The sequence below is a fragment of the Streptomyces spororaveus genome (assembly GCF_016755875.1).
Taxonomy (GTDB): domain Bacteria; phylum Actinomycetota; class Actinomycetes; order Streptomycetales; family Streptomycetaceae; genus Streptomyces; species Streptomyces spororaveus.
Window position 1 is genome coordinate 3,563,287 of record NZ_BNED01000005.1, and the last position, 17,939, is coordinate 3,581,225.

The following is a 17,939-nucleotide window of genomic DNA, read 5'->3' on the forward strand; positions in this document are numbered from 1 at the left end:
CTTCCGACTGCTGACCCCACGGTGCACCACGCCACTGACAACGGACCCTGCCGATCGCGTTGTTGCTGGTCAGAGCGATTGTCAGTGGGGGTCTCTACGGTGGTTCACATGACTGATCAGGGGGACCGCTGGACAGCGGAACAGGTACTGGATCTGGCTCCTGACGATGCCTCACGCAAGGCGGGGGGCAGACTCGGCGGGGCGGGGCCGTGGTTGCAGACTGGAGGTTCCGCTTCCGGTTCTGTATGGGGGTTGTGCAAGGGCAGCGGCAGCAAGCCGTACCGCACCGTCGTGGACCTGACGGGCCCCGCGTACAAGTGCTCCTGTCCGAGCCGGAAGTTCCCCTGCAAGCACGCGCTGGGGCTGTTGCTGCTCTGGTCGGCGGAGGGGGTCGGCGAGCCGGACGAGGCACCGGAGTGGGCCTCTCAGTGGCTGGCGGACCGGGCGGCCAAGGCGGCCCGGCCGCCCGGCGGGAGGGCCGCGCCGGTCGACGAGGAGGGGGCCCGGAAGCGGGCCGAGCGGCGGGCGGCGCGCATCGGCGCGGGCGTCACCGAGCTGGAGCAGCGGCTGGCCGATCTGCTGCGCGGCGGCCTCGCGGGCCAGGAGCAGGCGGGATACGCGGGGTGGGAGGAGACGGCGGCGCGCATGGTCGACGCTCAGGCGCCCGGACTGGCCGGTCGGGTAAGGGAGTTGGGGACGATACCCAGTTGCGGCCCCGGCTGGCCCGCCCGGATGCTGGAGGAGGCGGCGCTCCTGCACCTGCTCGACCGGGCGTGGCTGGGGGTGGCCGGGCTGCCGGAAGAGCTGGCTGCGACGGTGCGCGGCCGCGTGGGACTGCCGGCCTCCGGGGAGGGGGAGGCCGTACGGGACCGCTGGCTGGTGCTCGCCCAGTACGACACGGTGTCGCCGGACGGCCGGCTCACCACCCGCCGGATATGGCTGCGCGGGCTGGCGGGCGGGCGGCCCGCTCTGGTGCTGGACTTCGGACCGCCGGGGCGGCCACCGGGGCTGGCGCTGCCGGTGGGGCTGGTGCTGGAGGCGGAGATGCGCTTCCGGCCCGGGTCGGCGGGGCTGCGGGCGGACCTCGGTGAGAGGTTCGCGGCTGCCGTGCCGTGCGCGGAGGTTCCGGCCGGCGTGAGCACGGGGGCGGCTCTGGAGGCGTACGGGGCGGCGCTGCTGCGGGACCCGTGGCTGGAGTCCTGGCCGGTGGTGCTCGGTCCGGTGGTTCCGATACCGGGGGAGCTCGGCTGGCAGCTGGCGGACGCGGAGGGCACCTCCGCCCTGCCGGTGCCCCTCACCGGGGGCGCGAGCCGCTCCCGCGGGGGGCTCTGGCAGCTGGCGGCGCTGTCGGGCGGGGGCCCGGTGACGGTGTTCGGCGAGTGCGGTCACCGCGGCTTCACCCCTCTGGCCGCCTGGCAGCCGGACTCGACCGAGCCGGTCGCCCTGTCCTGATCAGGGGCGGGAACAAGGAAACACATCGCAGGGGGCCTGGGGGGTCCTGTGCCGTCACACGGGGGCGGCGAGGAGAGACGTACGGCGCCGGGGGGCGCCGCACGCGAAACGACGACGAGCCGGGGGGCTTGCATGAACGACAACCACGCCAGCTGAACTCGGGCGGGCAGACGGGGACATCGACGGCTCCGGTCCCGCGGAGGGGGCGGGACCGGAGCGCAGGACACGACGAGGGAGGGGTCCGATGGACAAGGGTGACGAGGGGTACGGGGACTGGGAGGAGCTGGTCGCCGCCGCCCTGCTGGGCACCGAGCGGCGCCGGGGCGGGGGCCCGGCGGGCTCGCCGGAGGCGCTGCTCGACGCGGCGGCCGTGCATGCCGTACGGCGCCGGGCCGGGCTGCGACCGGCCGAGGCCGGGCCGCGCCCCGAGCCCGCGCCCCGGGATCCCCGGCCGGTGCCACCGGAGGCGGCGGGCCGCAGGCTCGCGCAGCTGCTGGCCGGGCGCAGCGGCCCGGTCAACGGCGGCGGGCGGCGCGGCACGGCGCCGGACCTGACGGAGCTGCTGCCGCAGTGGCTGGCCGCGGCCGGGCGGTACGGCTACCGCGCGCCGGCCGCGCTCGTACCGGCGCTGCTGGACGCGGCCCGGGCCCGCACGGACCTTCGGCCGCAGGCCCTGGCCCTGGCCGGGACGCGGGGGCTGTGGCTGGCGCGGATGAATCCGGACTGGCGGTTCGCCCTGCGCGGCGGGTCGGGCGGCGCCGGGGAACTGCCGGCGGTGACGGACCCGGAGGCGGTGGAACGGCTGTGGCAGGAAGGACTGTTCGCGGAACGGGTGGTCCTGCTCGGGGCCGTCCGGGCCCATGAGGCGGCGGCCGCGCCGCGCCTGCTGGCGACGACCTGGGCCACCGAACGGGCCGAGGACCGGCTGATGTTCCTCGATTCGCTGCGGGTGGGACTGTCGGCACAGGACGAGCCCTTCCTGGAGGCGGCGCTGGGTGACCGCAGCCGCAATGTCCGCGCCACGGCCGCCGAGCTGCTGTCCGCACTGCCGGCCTCGGCCCTGGCGGGGCGGATGGCGGAGCGCGCGCTGGCCTGCGTAGGCCCCGAGGGGGTGACTCCGCCGGCCGAGTGCGACGCGGGGATGCTTCGCGACGGGGTGGTCAAGCGACCGCCCGCCGGACGCGGGGAACGGGCCTGGTGGCTCGGCCAGTTGGTGGAAGCGGCGCCGCTGTCGTGCTGGCGGGAGCGGTTCGGGGGGCTCGGCCCGGCGGAGATAGTGGCGCTGCCGGTGGCCGAGGGCGACGGCTGGACGGAGGAGCTGCACGCGGCATGGTGCAGGGCCGCCGTGCGCCAGCGCGACGCGCCGTGGTCGCGGGCCCTGCTCGGCCCGGCGTCCGCGCCGCCCGCGGCGGGTCCCGGTACGGCCTCGCTCGCGGAGCGGGCCAAGCTGCTGGAGACCCTCCCGCACGCGGAGCGGGCGGAGTGGGTCGCGGAGTTCATACGGGCCCACGGGCTGTCGGAGGCGTTCCAGCTGCTCGGGGTGTGTGGGGTGCCGTGGGCGGAGACGCTCGGCCGGGCGGTGGTGGACGCACTGGACACGGCCCGGGACGCGGGCAGCTATCCGTGGAGTTTCAGCGGGGTGATGGGCCTGGCGGAGCGCTGCCTCGATCCGGCGGAAGCGGGCCGGCTGGAGGCCCTGACCACGGCCGCGGAGGACCTGCCGGACGCGGCCCCCGGCGCGGCCGCGTACTGGGCCGAGGCGTTCCAGCGGCTCGTCTCGACCCTGCGGCTCCGCGCGGCGATGCTGGCCGAACTGACCCCGGCCTAGGCCGGGGCAGAGGCCGAGGCCGACCGGGGCCGCATGGGCGCGGCGCGGCGCCGCCCGGTCCGAAGACCGGGTGCGCCACGCAGAACCCGGCGCGGCAACGGCTCGCGGGGCTGAAGGTGCGCGCTACGGCGCTGCCCGGCCTCCGCCGGACCGCCGCAGGCTACTGGCGGACGTGGGCGTTGACCCACTCCACGATGGCGGTCGTCGTCGCGCCCGGCGTGAAGATCTCGGCCACGCCCTTCTCCTTCAGAGGGGCGATGTCGTCCTCCGGGATGATGCCGCCGCCGAAGACCTTGATGTCCTCCGCGTCGCGCTCCTTGAGGAGTTCCAGCACGCGCGCGAAGAGCGTGTTGTGGGCTCCGGAGAGGATCGAGAGGCCGATCGCGTCGGCGTCCTCCTGGATGGCGGTGTCCACGATCTGCTCGGGGGTCTGGTGGAGGCCGGTGTAGATGACCTCCATGCCCGCGTCCCGCAGCGCCCGCGCGATCACCTTGGCCCCGCGGTCGTGGCCGTCGAGACCCGGCTTGGCCACCACCACACGGATCGGACCGGTCACACCCATCGCACTGCCTCCCGAGTGAACGAACGTTAAGTACAGCATCGCGCACGCCGCCGTTTCGCGGTCAATCACGAGGGGGAAATCACACGTGGGACGGCATTGCGCCACCGTGCCGCCAGCCGCACGGCATGGTGGCGCGAGCGCCGCGGGTCCCGCTGAGGCTCAGGGGAGGCCGTCGATGGGGCTGTCCATACCCATGTCCATGCCCTTGTCCGGCGCCGCACTGCGGGCCGGCGCGCTCGAAGTGGTGGTGCTCGGCGGGCACCTCCTGCTGTATCCCACCGGAGTGTGCCAGGAGAAGGTCACCACCCGCCCGCCCGCGACACGGCCGCCGGTCCTCCTTCTGCACGGGTTCACCGACAACCGGTCCATCTTCGTCCTGCTGCGCCGCGCCCTCGGGGCGGGAGGCCGGCACGTGGAGGCGTACAACTACTCGCCCTTCACCCTGGATCTGCGCGTCGCCGCCCGCCATCTCGCCCGGCACGTCGAGGAGCTGTGCGAGCGCACCGGACAGGACCGGGTGGATCTGGTCGGGCACAGCCTGGGCGGGCTCGTCGGCCGGTACTACGTGCAGCGGCTCGGCGGCGGCACCCGCGTCCGGACCCTCGTCACCCTCGGCACCCCGCATTCCGGCACCCGGGTCGCCCCCTTCATGGACGCGCACCCGCTGGTGCGGCAGATCCGCCCGGACTCCGAGGTGATGGCCGAGCTCGCCGCGCCCGCGCCCGACTGCACCACCCGGTGCGTCGCGTTCTGGAGCGAGTTCGACGCGCTGATGACCCCGGCCGGGTCGGCGCGGATCGAACACCCGGATCTGTGTGTGGAGAACGTGCAGGTCACCGGTATCGGACATCTCGCACTGGTCGCCCATCCCGCCGTGATCGCGGCGGTCCGGCGCACCCTCGACGGGCCCGGACTGGTCGCCGTCACGGGCACGGACGCCGCCTCCGTCGCCTAGCCGACGAGCGACCAGTAGTCGAACTAATTTCGAACTCAAGGCCAAGGGTGAGCCTTTCGGCGACCGAAAGACGGCCGAATGCCCGGTTCCGGAGATCTGGGGACCCGGCGAAGATTGTCGATGCGAGTAACCGCCGGGTACAGTCACGCCACTGCTCTCCTCCGGTGAACCTTGAGTTCCCGGCCACCCAGGCCCCCACTGCCGAGGCGAAAGAGAAGTTGGTGAACGACCGCCCAACGTCGGGCCAGTATCCGGATTCCGGGTATGACGGCCTTTCCACCACCGCTTTCGCTGGTGATTCGACCTACGTTGCCTATGAAACGCAGGGCCAGGGGGTCAATTACGCCGCCTACGGCTCCTACGACACCGGTGCGTACGACGCCACCGCGTGGGCCTCGCAGGACAGTTACCTGTCCACGATCCCGGCCCAGGCCGCCCCCGAGGACACCACCGGCAGCTGGGACGCGAGCGCCTGGAACACGCCGAGCGCGGACTACTCGGGCTACGCGCAGTACCAGCAGCCCTCCTTCGGCTACGACACCTCCGGCGAGCAGACCGGGCACTGGGCGATGCCGGGCTACGGCACCACCGGCACCGAGACCGGCGCCTACGACGCCACCGCCTGGAACACCGTCGCCGAGGCCCCGGCCCAGCCCGAGGCCGGCTACGCGTACGAGTACCAGCCCGCGCCCGAGCCCGCCGCGCAGCAGGAGTACACGTACGAGGCGACCACCGTCGGCTACGCCTACGAGGCCACCCAGGCCGTCGTCATCGACTCCGGGCACCAGGGCGGATTCGAGACCGGTTTCGAGGCGGGTTACGAGAGCGGCTCCGTCGCCTACAGCGAGACCGCCGTCTTCGAGGTGCTCTCCGACGAAACCCCGCAGGCCCACGAAGCTCACGAGGCGCACGAGGCGCACGACACGCACGAGGAGCAGGATCTGCCCGAGGTCCACGACCTCCCCACCCAGGCCATGCCCGTGACCTCGGCTCCGCGCTCCGCGCGCCGGACCGCCGCCAAGGGGAACGGCAGGACGGGCGCCGGCGCCAAGGCGGGCACCGGCGGCACCAACGGCGCGGGCGGCGGCAGCAGCCGTCGCCGCAACCCGGCGAAGCGTTCCGCCCTGCTGACCGTGGCCGTGCCCTCCGCCTGCGTGATGGGCGTCGCGGGCGTCGCGGCCGCCTCCGTCGGCGGCCTCACCGGTACGGACCGGCCCGCCGAGGAGCCCACCACGATGGCCGCGCCCGACCCGGCCTCGGTGAAACCGGTCGCGGCGAACACCAAGCTCGACACCCAACTGGTCGCGCTCAGCGCCGACGCGGGCGACTTCGCGGACCGCGCGAGCCGCACGCAGGAGCGCATCGACCTGCGCGAGCGCCAGGAAGAGGAAAAGAAGAAGAAGGCGGAGGAGGCCGCAGCCAAGGAGGCCGCCCGCCCCAAGTTCGCCATCCCCGTGAACCAGCACGGCCTGAGCGCCAACTTCGGCCAGGCCGGCGGCATGTGGATGTCGGTGCACACCGGCATCGACTTCCCGGTCTCCTACGGGACCCCGGTCATGTCGGCCACCGACGGCACCGTGCGCACCCAGTACAACAGCGCCTACGGGAACATGGCGATCGTGACCTCGCCCGACGGCACCGAGACCTGGTACTGCCACCTCAGCTCCACCAAGATCCGCGGCGGCAAGGTCAAGGCGGGCGACGTCATCGCCTACTCGGGCAACTCCGGCAACTCCACCGGCCCGCACCTCCACTTCGAGGTCCGGCCCGGCGGCGGATCCGCGATCGACCCCCTGCCCTGGCTGCGCAGCCACGGCCTCGACCCGACGTAACCGCCCCGCGCAACCGTCCGAGGCGAGCGCCGCGCGGCCCGAAGGCCGCGCGGCCGTCTGTCGTCCTCCGGTCCTACAGCTTCTGGACCGGCGCGTAGCGCAGCAGCAGCCGCTTGGGCTTGTCGTCCCCGAAGTCGATGGTGGCCTGCGCGTCCGCGCCCGCTCCCCTGACCTCCATGACGGTGCCGAGCCCGAACTGGTCGTGCGTGACCCGGTCCCCGACCACCAGGGCGACGACCGGCTTGTCGGCGGCCCGCCGCGTGGCGAAACCGGACGGGCCGGACTTCGTACGCGACGAGGACAGGAAGGCCTCCGGCGAGGTGCCGAACGTCGCCTTGCCCGATCCGGACGACGAGGACCCGTACGACGACCCGTACGACGAGCCGCGCATCGGACCCGCCGGCTTCTGCGTCGCGCCCGTCCGCTTCCACTGGAGGTACTCCGCCGGAATCTCCTCCAGGAACCGCGACGGCGGGTTGTACGAGGGGGTGCCCCACGCGCTGCGCATGCTGGAGCGGGTCAGGTACAGCCGCTCGCGCGCCCGCGTGATGCCGACGTAGGCGAGGCGGCGCTCCTCCTCCAGCTCCTTGGTCTGGCCCAGTGCGCGCATGTGCGGGAAGACCCCGTCCTCCATGCCGGTCAGGAAGACCACCGGGAATTCGAGGCCCTTGGCGGTGTGCAGGGTCATCAGCGTGATGACGCCCGTGCCCTCGGTGTCCTCGTCCGGGATCTGGTCGGAGTCGGCGACCAGCGCGACCTGCTCCAGGAACTCGGCCAGGGTGCCGGAGCCGGGAGCCGGGGCCCCGGTCTCGGCGGCCTCGGCTACCGCGGCCTCCCGCGCCTGCTCGAACTCCAGCGCGACCGCCGCGAGCTCCTGAAGGTTCTCGATGCGCGTCTCGTCCTGCGGGTCGGTCGACGCCTGGAGCTCGGCGAGGTAGCCCGTCCGCTCCAGGACCGCCTCCAGCACCACCGCCGGGCCCGCGCCCGAGTCGACGATCGTGCGCAGCTCCTCCATCAGCACGTTGAACCGCTTCACCGCGTTGGTGGAGCGCGCCGCCATGCCGAAGGCCTCGTCCACGCGGCGCAGCGCCTGCGGGAAGGTGATCTTCTCGCGCAGCGCGAGGGCGTCGATCATCGCCTCGGCGCGCTCGCCGATGCCGCGCTTGGGCACGTTCAGGATGCGCCGCAGCGGGACGTTGTCCTCGGGGTTCGCGAGGACGCGCAGGTACGCGAGGACGTCGCGGACCTCCTTGCGCTCGTAGAAGCGGACGCCGCCGACGACCTTGTAGGGCAGTCCGACCCGGATGAAGATCTCCTCGAACACACGGGACTGCGCGTTGGTCCGGTAGAAGATCGCCACGTCGCCCGCCTTGGCGTCGCCCGCGTCGGTGAGCCGGTCGATCTCGTCGGCGACGAACTGCGCCTCGTCGTGTTCGGTGTCGGCGACGTAGCCGGTGATGACGGCGCCGGTGCCGGCCTGGGTCCACAGGTTCTTGGCGCGGCGGTTCTCGTTGCGCTCGATGACCGCGTTGGCGGCGGAGAGGATCGTCTGCGTGGAGCGGTAGTTCTGCTCCAGCAGGATCGTCGTCGCGTCCTTGTAGTCCTCCTCGAACTGGAGGATGTTGCGGATGGTCGCGCCGCGGAAGGCGTAGATCGACTGGTCGGCGTCACCCACCACGCACAGCTCCGCCGGGGGCAGGTCGGGATAGCCGGCGCCCACCAGCTCGCGCACGAGCGTGTACTGGGCGTGGTTGGTGTCCTGGTACTCGTCGACGAGGACGTGCCGGAAGCGGCGCCGGTAGTGCTCGGCGACGTCCGGGAACGCCTGGAGCAGGTGGACCGTGGTCATGATGATGTCGTCGAAGTCGAGCGCGTTGGCCTCGCGCAGCCGCCCCTGGTACATCGCGTACGCCTGGGCGAGCGTCTTCTCGAAACCGTCGGCGGCCTGGCCGGCGAAGGCGTCCTCGTCGATGAGCTCGTTCTTGAGGTTCGAGATCTTGGCGTTGAAGGCCTTGGGCGGGAACTTCTTCGGGTCCAGGTCCAGGTCGCGGCAGACGAGCGCCATCAGGCGCTTCGAGTCGGCCGCGTCGTAGATCGAGAACGAGGACGTGAAGCCGAGGCGCTTGGACTCGCGGCGCAGGATGCGCACGCACGCGCTGTGGAAGGTGGAGACCCACATGGCGTTCGCGCGCGGGCCGACCAGGCCCTCGACGCGCTCCTTCATCTCACCGGCGGCCTTGTTGGTGAAGGTGATCGCCAGGATCTGGCCGGGGTGGACGTTGCGCGCGGACAGCAGGTGTCCGATGCGGTGGGTCAGCACCCGGGTCTTGCCGGAGCCGGCGCCCGCCACGATGAGCAGCGGGGAGCCCGCGTGCACCACGGCCGCGCGCTGCTGCTCGTTGAGCCCGTCCAGGAGCGTCGCCGGGTCGATGACGGGCCTGGGGGCGCCGTCCCGGTAGTACGCGTCCCCGCTCATGGGTACGTCGAAGGCGCCCCCGAAGAGATCGTCCGCGCCCGCCTCCGGGGCGGCGTGGTCCTCGGGCGGCGGCGGGACCTCGTCGGAGGGAGTGAGGTCCGCCAGGAAACTGTCGTCAAAGAGGCTGCTCATCGCATTCCGAGTCTAGGGGGCGGGACCGACAGGCCAGCACGAGTTCGAGCAGACCGGGGAAACGGAGCTCCAGGTCCTCGCGGCGCAGCGCGAGGAAGAGCTTGCGGCCCTGGGGGCGCTGGCAGATGAGCCCGCTCTCCCGCAGCGTCTTGAGGTGGTGCGTGACGCTGGACCGGGGCAGGTCGGGGACGACCTCGCCGCAGAACGCCTCCTCGCCGGAGGCCAGCTTGCGGACGATCTCCAGCCGGACGGGGTGTCCGAGCGCCGCGAGGACCTCGACCAGCTCGATGCGGTCGGCGGCGGGGTGGGTCGGCTCGGCGGCGGCAGCAGGCATGACCCCACTGTACGCAGTTCTCGTACGGACACGGCCAGACCATTCGAAGATTTCGTACAGTCCACTCACACTCGGCCGTACGAAATCCTCGAACGGACGAGCCGACCCGCTTCTTCGGCCGACCGGAGCGCCTCGTACGCTCGACGCCATGGACGTACTCATCAGTGCCTTCGTCGGCCTGCACATCATCGGGATCGCCGCGCTGCTCGGCGGCTTCCTGACCCAGATGAAGGCGATGAGCGCGGGCACCGCCCGTTTCACGCCCGCCATGCTGCACGGCGCGCTCACGATGCTCGTCACCGGCGTACTCCTGGTCGGCTTCAACCAGATGGACGGGACCCCCGTCAACAACGTCAAGGTCGGCGTGAAGCTCGCGCTCCTCTTCGTGATCCTCTGCCTCGTCTACGTCAAGCGCGACGAGGAGCACGTGGACAAGGCGCTCTTCGGTGCGGTCGGCGGTTTGACCGTGATCAACATCTTCATCGCCGTTCTCTGGCACTGACCCACACCGGAACGATCCACTCCGGTCCTTGACGGCCGACTCCGGTCGTATCGAGCCACTTACGATCATCCCGTCATCCGCCCGTTACCTCCGGGTCTAGCGTCCTCCTCCAAGCACCGACCGAGGAAGGACGTGAGGCCCTCGTGGCCAGTCATCGAAAGCCCAGGCAGCGCACGCTCTCAGGCGGCCCGGTACGGGCGACCGCCGCCACCCTCGCCCTCGCGGGCGCTGCCACCGCCACCGCCTTCGAAGGCGCCGCCCAGGCCGACCCCCGCCTCACCCCCGCCCAGGTGAAGTCGGAGGTGGACCGGCTCTACGAGGAGGCCGAGGCGGCGACCGAGCAGTACAACGGGGCGAAGGAGCAGGCGGACGAGGCCGAACGCGCACTGACCGGACTGCGCGAGGAGACCGCCCGCAAGACCGACCAGCTCAACACCGCCCGCAGCGCGCTCGGCACGCTCGCCGCCTCCCAGTACCGCAGCGGGTCCCTCGGCACCGCCGTCCAGCTCGCGCTGGCGTCCGACCCGCAGGAGTACCTCTCCCAGGCCGCCTTCATCGCGCGCGCCGGGGACCGCAACGCCGCCGGGATCACCACCGTGCGCCGCCGGCTCGACGAGGTCGGCAAGCTCCGCGAGCAGGCCGCCGGGCGGCTCGCCGACCTCCGCTCCCGGCAGGACGAACTCGCCGGGCACAAGGCCGTGATCGAGGAGAAGCTCACCACCGCCAAGAACCTGCTGGCCCGGCTCACCGCCGAGGAGCGGGCCGCCTACGAGGCCCAGTCGCCCGGCGGTCCCGCCGCCGCACCCGCCCCGTCCGCCGCGTCAGCCGGGTCCCGGGACAGCACGCCCCCGCCCCCGTCCGACGGTTCGCGCGCGGCCCGCGCCGTGGCCTTCGCGTACACGGCGATCGGCAAGCCGTACGTCTGGGGCGCCACGGGCCCGGGGTCCTTCGACTGCTCCGGCCTGACCCAGGCGGCCTGGCGTTCGGCCGGGGTCTCCCTGCCCCGCACCACCTACACCCAGATCAACGCCGGCCGGCGCGTGTCCCGCGACCAGCTGGCCCCCGGCGACCTGGTGTTCTTCTACTCCGGGGTGACCCACGTCGGCCTCTACGTCGGCAACGGCCAGATGATCCACGCCCCGCGCCCCGGCTCGACGGTCCGGCTGGCGCCGATCGACTCGATGCCCTGGGCCGGAGCCTCCCGCCCCGCGTGACCCCTCGGCCCCGGGCGGCGTCCGCCGATCGGCGGACGCGGGGGTGTGCGCGGGCTACGGGGCCTTGACGATGCCGCTCAGCCAGCCGAAGGTCTGGGGCAGCTGCTTGGACCACGACTCGAGGTTGTGCCCGCCGACGACCTTCTCCGCGTGCACCGCGGTCGGGCTCTTGGCGATCGCCTTGAGGTCCGTGCCGGACAGGTAGCCGTCCTGCTCGGCCCCCGACATCCACAGCGACACCGGCGGCGGAGTGGGCGCGGCCTGCAGGACGTTCTTCAGGTTGTGCGTCTTGCGCAGTTCGGGGTCCTTGGCGACCAGCGACGAGGGCTCCTGCCCCGGGTCGTTGTAGCCGGACAGGGAGACGGCAGCGCTGTAGCGGTCGGGGTGGGCGATCGCGAGCTTGGCCGCGCAGTAGGCGCCGGCCGAGTAGCCGGCCACGCCCCAGGTGCGGGCCTCGTCCGAGGCCCGGAAGTTGTCGACGACCATCTTGCGGACGTCGACGCTGAACCAGCTGTCCGCGTTGACCTTGCCGGGGATGTTGGCGCAGCCGGTGTCGCCGTTGCCGAGCAGCATGGCGCGCGGTGAGACCAGGATGAACGGCTGCACCTTGCCGCTCTTCATCATCGGCTCCAGCACCTCGTGCGCCTTGAGCCCCTGGAACCAGGACTTGCCCGTGCCCGGTATGCCGGGTATCAGCTCGACCACCGGGAACTTCTTGTCCTTGTAGGCCGGGTCGTCGTACTGCGGCGGCAGCCACACCATGACGTCGCCCTTGACCCCGGAGATCTTGCCGTCGAGCTCGGTCTTCCTGACCCGGCCGCCCAGCCCCTCCACGGGCTGGAACTCCTGCTTGACCTTCGGCGCCTCTTCGACCTTCTTGCCGCCGAGCCCGTCCGGGCCGAGGTCGGGGGCGGCCGTGACGTACTTGCCGGTCCCGAACAGGTCGCTCCAGGACGCGTAGAAGTGCTCGGCCCGGTTGACCGCGACGAACACCACGGCGACGGCCGTGACCTGAGCGAACACCACCATCAGCGCGCGCAGCACGGTACGCACGGCGGCCGGGCCGCGCACCTTGCTCCACACGGCCAGCGGAAGGACGACGGCCATCGCCGTCAGGGCGATCACCGTCGCGAAGAAGGGTGTACCGGTCAAGCTCATCACGCCAGCCTAGAGGGCGGCGTATGCGCTCCCGGTTGCCAGGTCGGCCTGCGGCGTGGGTCACACCGCAGGTCAGACGCCGGACACCGGGGACTCAGACCAGACGGCGGGCCGTCGCCCAGCGGGTCAGTTCGTGCCGGTTGGAGAGCTGGAGCTTGCGCAGGACGGCCGAGACGTGCGACTCCACCGTCTTCACCGAGATGAAGAGCTGCTTGGCGATCTCCTTGTACGCGTACCCGCGCGCGATCAGCCGCAGCACCTCGCGCTCGCGCTGCGTGAGCCGGTCCAGGTCCTCGTCGACCGGGGGCGCGTCCGTCGAGGCGAACGCGTCGAGCACGAAGCCCGCCAGCCGCGGCGAGAACACCGCGTCCCCGTCCTGTACGCGGAAGACCGAGTCCACGAGGTCGGTGCCGGTGATGGTCTTGGTGACGTACCCGCGCGCACCGCCCCGGATGACCCCGATGACGTCCTCGGCCGCGTCCGACACCGACAGGGCCAGGAACCGCACCGGGTTCTCGGCGGCCGACATCAGCGGGGCGCAGCGCCGCAGCACCTCGACGCCACCGCCGCCGGGCAGGTGCACGTCGAGCAGGACCACCTCCGGCCGGGTGGCGGTGATGACGGTGACCGCCTGGTCCACGTCGGCCGCCTCGCCGACGACCTCGACGCCGGTGCGGTCGGTCTCTCCGATCTCGGCCTGTACGCCCGTACGGAACATCCGGTGGTCGTCGACGAGCACCACCCGGACCCGCCTGGTCTCCCCCACGCCCGCGTTCTCTCCGGCCTCGGTCATGCTGTGTTCGCCGCCCTCTCCATCTCCAGCTCGACTTCCGTGCCGCCGTCGGGCGCGGACCGCAGCCGTGCGGTCCCGCCGTTGCGCTGCATCCGGCCGATGATCGATTCTCGTACGCCCATGCGGTCGCCCGGTACCGCGTCGATGTCGAAGCCCGGTCCCCGGTCCCGTACGGACACGAACACCGTCTGCCCCTCCACCTCCGCGTACACCTGTACGGGCCCGCCCTCGCCACCGTACTTGGCGGCGTTGACCATCGCCTCGCGCGCGGCCTGGACCTGTGCGGCCAGCCGTTCGTCGAGCGGGCAGTCGCCGACGACCACGACCTCGATCGGGACGCCGTGGTGGTCCTCCACCTCGGCGGCGGTCTTCTTCACGGCCTCCGCGAGGGTGGCCGGCTCCTCCGCCTCGTCCTTGCCGGTGCCCTCGGGCTTGTAGAGCCAGTTCCGCAGTTCGCGTTCCTGCGCCCGCGCGAGGCGGCGGACCTCGGAGACGTCCTCCGCGTTGCGCTGGATCAGGGTCAGGGTGTGCAGCACCGAGTCGTGCACGTGGGCGGCGACCTCGGCCCGCTCCTGGGCGCGGATGCGCATCAGGCGTTCCTCGGAGAGGTCCTGGGTCATCCGGATCAGCCAGGGTCCGGCCAGCAGGGCCACGCCGACGAGGACGGCGAGCGTGGCCGTGAGGACGTTGCCGAGCTGCGCGGCGGAGCCCCGTACGACGATGAAGACGGTCAGGCCCACCCCGACCAGGGCGACGCCCGCGAGGGCCCGCGCGGCCTGGAAGAGCCGGCCGTTGCGTCCGGCGGCCGTCGACCAGTGGGCGCGGCGGGCGTTGTCGGCCTGTCGCCATACGAGCACCACCCCGGCCCCGACCAGCAGCGTCGGCCACACGTACCGGCCGGACGCACCGCCGGCCTGGACCTTGGAGATGAAGATGCCCGCGCCGACGAACAGCGCGATCAGCGCGGTGATCTGCCCCCGGTCGGGTTTGCGCAGCCGGCGGGTGCCGTCGGGGAGGTTCTCGAAGAAGGAGCGGTGCCCGGTCCGGCCGCCGACGCCGAGCGGTACGAAGACCCAGAACGCGGCGTACAGCAGCACCCCCAGTCCGTCGCCCCACATGAACAGCAGGAGGAACGCCAGCCGGACCCAGCCCACCGGCAGCCCGAGGTGCCCGGCGAGACCGCGCGCGACACCGCCGAGCATCCGGCCGTCGGCGCTGCGGTAGAGCTTGCGCTGCGGGACCTCGTCGGCGTCCGGTGCGTGCGGGGTACGGGGAGCGGCGGCTACGGGCATGTCACCAAGGGTCACATGCCCGGTGGGGGCGGGGCATCAGGGCATCCCCCCAGATCGACCGGGGGGATATCAGGGTTGCACCAGGGTAGGGCCGGATGCCGCGCGCTCCGGCGGCCCGTCACCATGGACCCATGACCGAAGTACACGACGCCCCGCCGACCGGGCACGGGGCCCCGCCGGCCGCCGATGCCAGGCCGCCCCTGCACCGCAGCAAGCGCGACAAGGTCCTCGCGGGCGTGTGCGGCGGCCTCGGCCGGTACTTCGACCTGGACCCGGTGGTCTTCCGCGTCGTCCTCGGTGTCCTCGCTATCACCGGCGGCGTCGGTCTGATCTTCTACGGCTTCGCGTGGCTGCTGCTCCCGCAGGAGGACGAGGAGGACAGCGAGGCGAAGAAGCTGCTGACCGGCCGGGTCGAGGGCGCCACCCTGGCGGCGGTGTTCGCCGCGCTGGTGGGCTGCGCGCTGTTCCTGTCGATGCTGGACAACGGCGGGCTGGCGGCCTTCTCGGTGCTGGTCGTCCTCGCGCTGGGCGGGGCCTCGTACTGGTCGCAGCGCAAGCGGCACTCCGGCCGGCCCGAGGCGCAGGCGCCCGCCCCGGCCGGTCATGCCTCCCGGGCCGCGCACTCGCCGGCCCCGCCGGAGACGCAGGCGCCGCCCACTCCCGGCGGCCCGTCCTGGTGGCGGGACCCGCTGGTCAAGGACGGTACGACCGGGCCGGTCGGCGGGACGGGCTACCTGTGGGGGCCCGACGACACCGCCGACGCGGCGGTGACCGGCCGCACCCCCGCGGCGGCCGCGAAGGCGCCCGTCGCCCCGGCCCGCCCGCGCGGCGGCATCGGCGGCCGGGTGTTCGTACTGGCGCTGCTGGCCGCGATCGCCGGGACCGCCGCCACTTGGGAGGGCAACCCGCTCGGCGAGGCCCTGCAGACCGGGCTCGCCGCCGCGCTGGTCGTCTTCGGTCTGGGCCTCGCAGTCAGCTCCCTGCTGGGACGCACCGGCTTCGGCACGATCGTGCTGGCCGTGTGCACCGCGGGCCTGCTCGCGGGCGCGGCCGTACTGCCCCGGGAGATCGGCACGGACTGGCGGGAGGTCGAGTGGCGTCCGGCCGCGGTGGCCGACGTGAAGCCCGTGTACGAGGCGGGGACCGGGCTGGCCACGCTGGACCTGAGCCGCCTGGACGTGCCGAAGGGCACCACGGTCGCCGTCGAGGCGTCCATCGACGCGGGCCGGCTCAAGGTGGTCCTGCCGCGGGAGGTCACCGCCCTGGCCGATGTCACCATCCGGCGGGTGGGCGACGTACAGATGCCCGGGGACCGGGCGGACCGGATCGAGCGGGCCGGACCGCAGAACCGTACGGAAACCCTCGCGCCGGCGGCCGGCACCGAGGCCGGCGGCACGATCGAACTGCACCTCGGCGCGGACTTCGGACAGGTGGAGGTGGCCCGTGCGGCGTCATGAGTTCCAGCCGGGACGGCTGATCGCGGGGCTGGCCCTGACCGTGGCGGGCGTGCTCTACCTGCTCGACAGCACCGGCGAGGCGGACCTGCCGTGGTTCGCGGTCGTCCCGATCGCCATGGGCGGGCTCTCGCTCGCCGCGCTGGTCGGGCTGGTGACCTATGCCGTGCGCCGGGACAGGCGCGACCGGATCACCGAGTCCAGCGACAGGTAGGGCGCCCCGGCGAGGATCAGCGGGGTCCACGCCATCATGTAGATCAGGTCGTTGCCGTAGTAGTACGGGGTCACCGCCCACGACACCGTGAGCCACAGGCTGAGCGCGATCAGCGCCCCGCCGACGGCCGCGATGCGGGTCAGCAGGCCGGCCAGGGCCCCGAGGCCGACCAGGATCTCCCCGATGGCCAGGGCGACGGCGAAGCCGACGGGTGAGTTCAGCGCCAGGTCCACCATGGCGGGGATCGCGGAGGTGTCGCGCACCCCGCGCATCAGGTCGCCGATGGAACCGTCCCCGGAGGCGGAGAGGAACGCCGGGTCGGTCAGTTTGTCGATCCCCGCGTACACGAAGGTCACGCCGAGGAAGAGCCGCAGGGGCAGCAGCGCGTGCCGGGAGGCCAGCTCACGCAGCCCCGCCGCGACGCTGGGGGTGCCGGTTTCAAGAACATCGGTTCGGTTCACGGGACATGTGTACCCCGATCACTCGGCAACATCGATGGTGCAGCGGTTGGATTCCACCCCTGCGGCGGTGACCACCTGGACCTCGACGCGGCCCGGCTCCACCTCCGCCGGGACCGGAACCGTCAGTACGGCGTCGGAGGGGTTGGTGAATCCGCCCGCCACCGGGACCAGCGGCACGTGCACGTGCACCGCCCCGATCCGTACCACCAGACGGGCCAGCATCTCCGGCGTCTGCGCGCCGGGCGGCACGAAGCCCACGCCCCGGATCTCGATGTCGTCCCCGGGGCGGACGGCCGCGTCCAGGTCCCCGGGCTCCCGTCTGCGCACCACCGACAGCACCAGCGGGCGGCTGCCCTCCGCGTACTTCGCCGCCAGGTACACCGCGGCCGACAGGGCCACCAGCAGGGCCAGCGCCCAGGGCAGCTGCGGCAGCCGGTCGGGGAAGCGCGCCAGCGAGGCCGCCGCGTAGGCGAGGACCACCGTCGAGACGAGCACGTACTGCGCGTCCGGGAAGCTCCCGCGGCCCGCGTCGTCCGTCAGGAGGTCCGCCCCGCGCGGCCGGTCGGCGGGCAGCTTCTGCAACCGCTGGCCCGCGATCCGCACGGAGACCACCCGGCGCACCAGCACCGCCACGGCCGAGGTCAGCGAGACCACCGCCAGCAGCGGCAGCGCCCGGTCCAGCGCGAGGCCCGCGTAGAGCGCCTGCCGTTCGGGCCCGGGCGCCGAGGCGGCCAGCCGCAGCGCGGGCAGCAGCGTGGCGAAGGCCGTCAGCACCACCCAGGCGCTGGGCACCGCCTTCGAGGTGGACAGCCGGTTGTCCTCACCGACCAGCGGGGCGAGCAGCCCGCCGCGCACGGACTGGGCGCGGGCCGCGACCGTGAGCAGCCCGGCCAGTACCAGGGCCGCCAGCAGCCCGGCGGTGCGCGCCGTGGACCAGCCGGTGCCGAGCGCGGCGGCGACCTGCACCAGCAGCAGGACCCCGGCGGCGATCCAGACGGCGAGGACGGCCCGCCGCGAGAACAGGTACAGCCAGGAGTTCCCTGCCTCCCGGCCCCGGTCGGCGACGGTGCGGGCGGACAGGGTCAGCTCGTCGGAGACCCACTGCCGGGAGGCGCCGAGCGAGTGGGCCACCGCGGCCGGCACGCCCTGCCCGGAGGCGAACTCGTCGCGCTTCTCCAGGAACGCGGCGACCGCGCGGCGGTGGCCCTCGCGGGCGCACTCGTCGCAGGCGCAGGCGGTCGTATGGGTGCTTCGGGACATCTCTTGGACAGCCACGTACG

16 protein-coding genes are annotated in these 17,939 nt (G+C 72.9%); 8 read left to right on the forward strand and 8 right to left on the reverse strand.

Going from position 1 to position 17,939, the window contains the following annotated elements:
* Nucleotides 1–108 precede the first annotated feature (108 nt).
* Entirely contained in the window at nt 109–1,452 is a 1,344-nt protein-coding gene (locus Sspor_RS18195) for an SWIM zinc finger family protein (protein WP_202200097.1), read from the forward strand.
* A gap of 244 nt (nt 1,453–1,696) precedes the next feature.
* Entirely contained in the window at nt 1,697–3,280 is a 1,584-nt protein-coding gene (locus Sspor_RS18200; RefSeq protein ID WP_202200098.1) for a DUF5691 domain-containing protein, read from the forward strand.
* A 160-nt stretch (nt 3,281–3,440) separates the two neighbouring features.
* Here Sspor_RS18200 and icmB read toward each other — a convergent pair whose 3' ends face one another.
* Nucleotides 3,441–3,842 carry a coenzyme B12-dependent isobutyryl CoA mutase small subunit gene (gene icmB / locus Sspor_RS18205; protein WP_030712743.1) on the reverse strand — a complete coding sequence of 134 codons (402 nt, stop codon included), beginning with the start codon at nt 3,840–3,842 and terminating at the stop codon, nt 3,441–3,443.
* Between the two features lie 175 nt (nt 3,843–4,017).
* Between icmB and Sspor_RS18210 the strand changes: the two genes are divergently transcribed.
* Both Sspor_RS18210 and Sspor_RS18215 read left to right on the forward strand, forming a co-directional pair.
* Complete coding sequence (locus Sspor_RS18210; protein ID WP_202200099.1) at nt 4,018–4,797, forward strand: esterase/lipase family protein; 780 nt, start codon at nt 4,018–4,020, stop codon at nt 4,795–4,797.
* Between the two features lie 221 nt (nt 4,798–5,018).
* Nucleotides 5,019–6,629, forward strand: a complete 1,611-nt coding sequence (locus Sspor_RS18215; protein ID WP_202200100.1) for a peptidoglycan DD-metalloendopeptidase family protein — start codon at nt 5,019–5,021, stop codon at nt 6,627–6,629.
* A 73-nt stretch (nt 6,630–6,702) separates the two neighbouring features.
* Here the strand turns inward: Sspor_RS18215 and pcrA are convergent, their stop codons facing one another.
* Nucleotides 6,703–9,237: a DNA helicase PcrA gene (pcrA, locus tag Sspor_RS18220; RefSeq protein ID WP_202200101.1), complete on the reverse strand. Its 2,535-nt coding sequence runs from the start codon at nt 9,235–9,237 to the stop codon at nt 6,703–6,705.
* A complete protein-coding gene (locus Sspor_RS18225) occupies nt 9,221–9,571 on the reverse strand; it encodes an ArsR/SmtB family transcription factor (protein WP_030712754.1) in 351 nt (116 codons plus the stop codon). Before Sspor_RS18225 ends, pcrA begins: the two co-directional genes overlap by 17 nt.
* Nucleotides 9,572–9,719: 148 nt before the next feature.
* Here Sspor_RS18225 and Sspor_RS18230 point away from each other — a divergent pair, with 148 nt between their 5' ends.
* Together Sspor_RS18230 and Sspor_RS18235 are read left to right on the forward strand one after the other, a co-directional pair.
* Nucleotides 9,720–10,073 carry a hypothetical protein gene (locus tag Sspor_RS18230; protein ID WP_202200102.1) on the forward strand — a complete coding sequence of 118 codons (354 nt, stop codon included), beginning with the start codon at nt 9,720–9,722 and terminating at the stop codon, nt 10,071–10,073.
* A 143-nt stretch (nt 10,074–10,216) separates the two neighbouring features.
* Nucleotides 10,217–11,287 (forward strand): C40 family peptidase, encoded by a 1,071-nt coding sequence (locus Sspor_RS18235; protein WP_202200103.1) that lies wholly within the window; start codon nt 10,217–10,219, stop codon nt 11,285–11,287.
* 54 nt (nt 11,288–11,341) lie between these two features.
* Here Sspor_RS18235 and Sspor_RS18240 read toward each other — a convergent pair whose 3' ends face one another.
* The 3 genes from Sspor_RS18240 to Sspor_RS18250 all read right to left on the reverse strand — a co-directional run bounded on the left by Sspor_RS18240 (nt 11,342) and on the right by Sspor_RS18250 (nt 14,530).
* Entirely contained in the window at nt 11,342–12,445 is a 1,104-nt protein-coding gene (locus Sspor_RS18240) for an alpha/beta hydrolase (RefSeq protein WP_202200104.1), read from the reverse strand.
* 94 nt (nt 12,446–12,539) lie between these two features.
* The gene (locus Sspor_RS18245) at nt 12,540–13,238 is read right to left on the reverse strand and encodes a LuxR C-terminal-related transcriptional regulator (RefSeq protein ID WP_202200105.1); all 699 of its coding nucleotides are present in this window, start codon (nt 13,236–13,238) and stop codon (nt 12,540–12,542) included.
* Nucleotides 13,235–14,530 carry an ATP-binding protein gene (locus Sspor_RS18250; protein ID WP_202200106.1) on the reverse strand — a complete coding sequence of 432 codons (1,296 nt, stop codon included), beginning with the start codon at nt 14,528–14,530 and terminating at the stop codon, nt 13,235–13,237. The genes Sspor_RS18245 and Sspor_RS18250 overlap by 4 nt, the downstream gene beginning before the upstream one ends.
* A gap of 131 nt (nt 14,531–14,661) precedes the next feature.
* Between Sspor_RS18250 and Sspor_RS18255 the strand changes: the two genes are divergently transcribed.
* Entirely contained in the window at nt 14,662–15,987 is a 1,326-nt protein-coding gene (locus tag Sspor_RS18255) for a PspC domain-containing protein (protein WP_202200107.1), read from the forward strand.
* The gene (locus Sspor_RS18260; RefSeq protein ID WP_202200108.1) at nt 15,974–16,198 is read left to right on the forward strand and encodes a hypothetical protein; all 225 of its coding nucleotides are present in this window, start codon (nt 15,974–15,976) and stop codon (nt 16,196–16,198) included. Before Sspor_RS18255 ends, Sspor_RS18260 begins: the two co-directional genes overlap by 14 nt.
* Here Sspor_RS18260 and Sspor_RS18265 read toward each other — a convergent pair.
* Complete coding sequence (locus Sspor_RS18265; RefSeq protein ID WP_202200109.1) at nt 16,144–16,659, reverse strand: TQO small subunit DoxD; 516 nt, start codon at nt 16,657–16,659, stop codon at nt 16,144–16,146. The genes Sspor_RS18260 and Sspor_RS18265 overlap by 55 nt on opposite strands.
* 18 nt (nt 16,660–16,677) lie before the next feature.
* Nucleotides 16,678–17,934, reverse strand: coding sequence for a hypothetical protein (locus tag Sspor_RS18270; protein ID WP_202200110.1), 1,257 nt, complete (start codon nt 17,932–17,934; stop codon nt 16,678–16,680).
* Between the last annotated feature and the right edge of the window lie 5 nt (nt 17,935–17,939).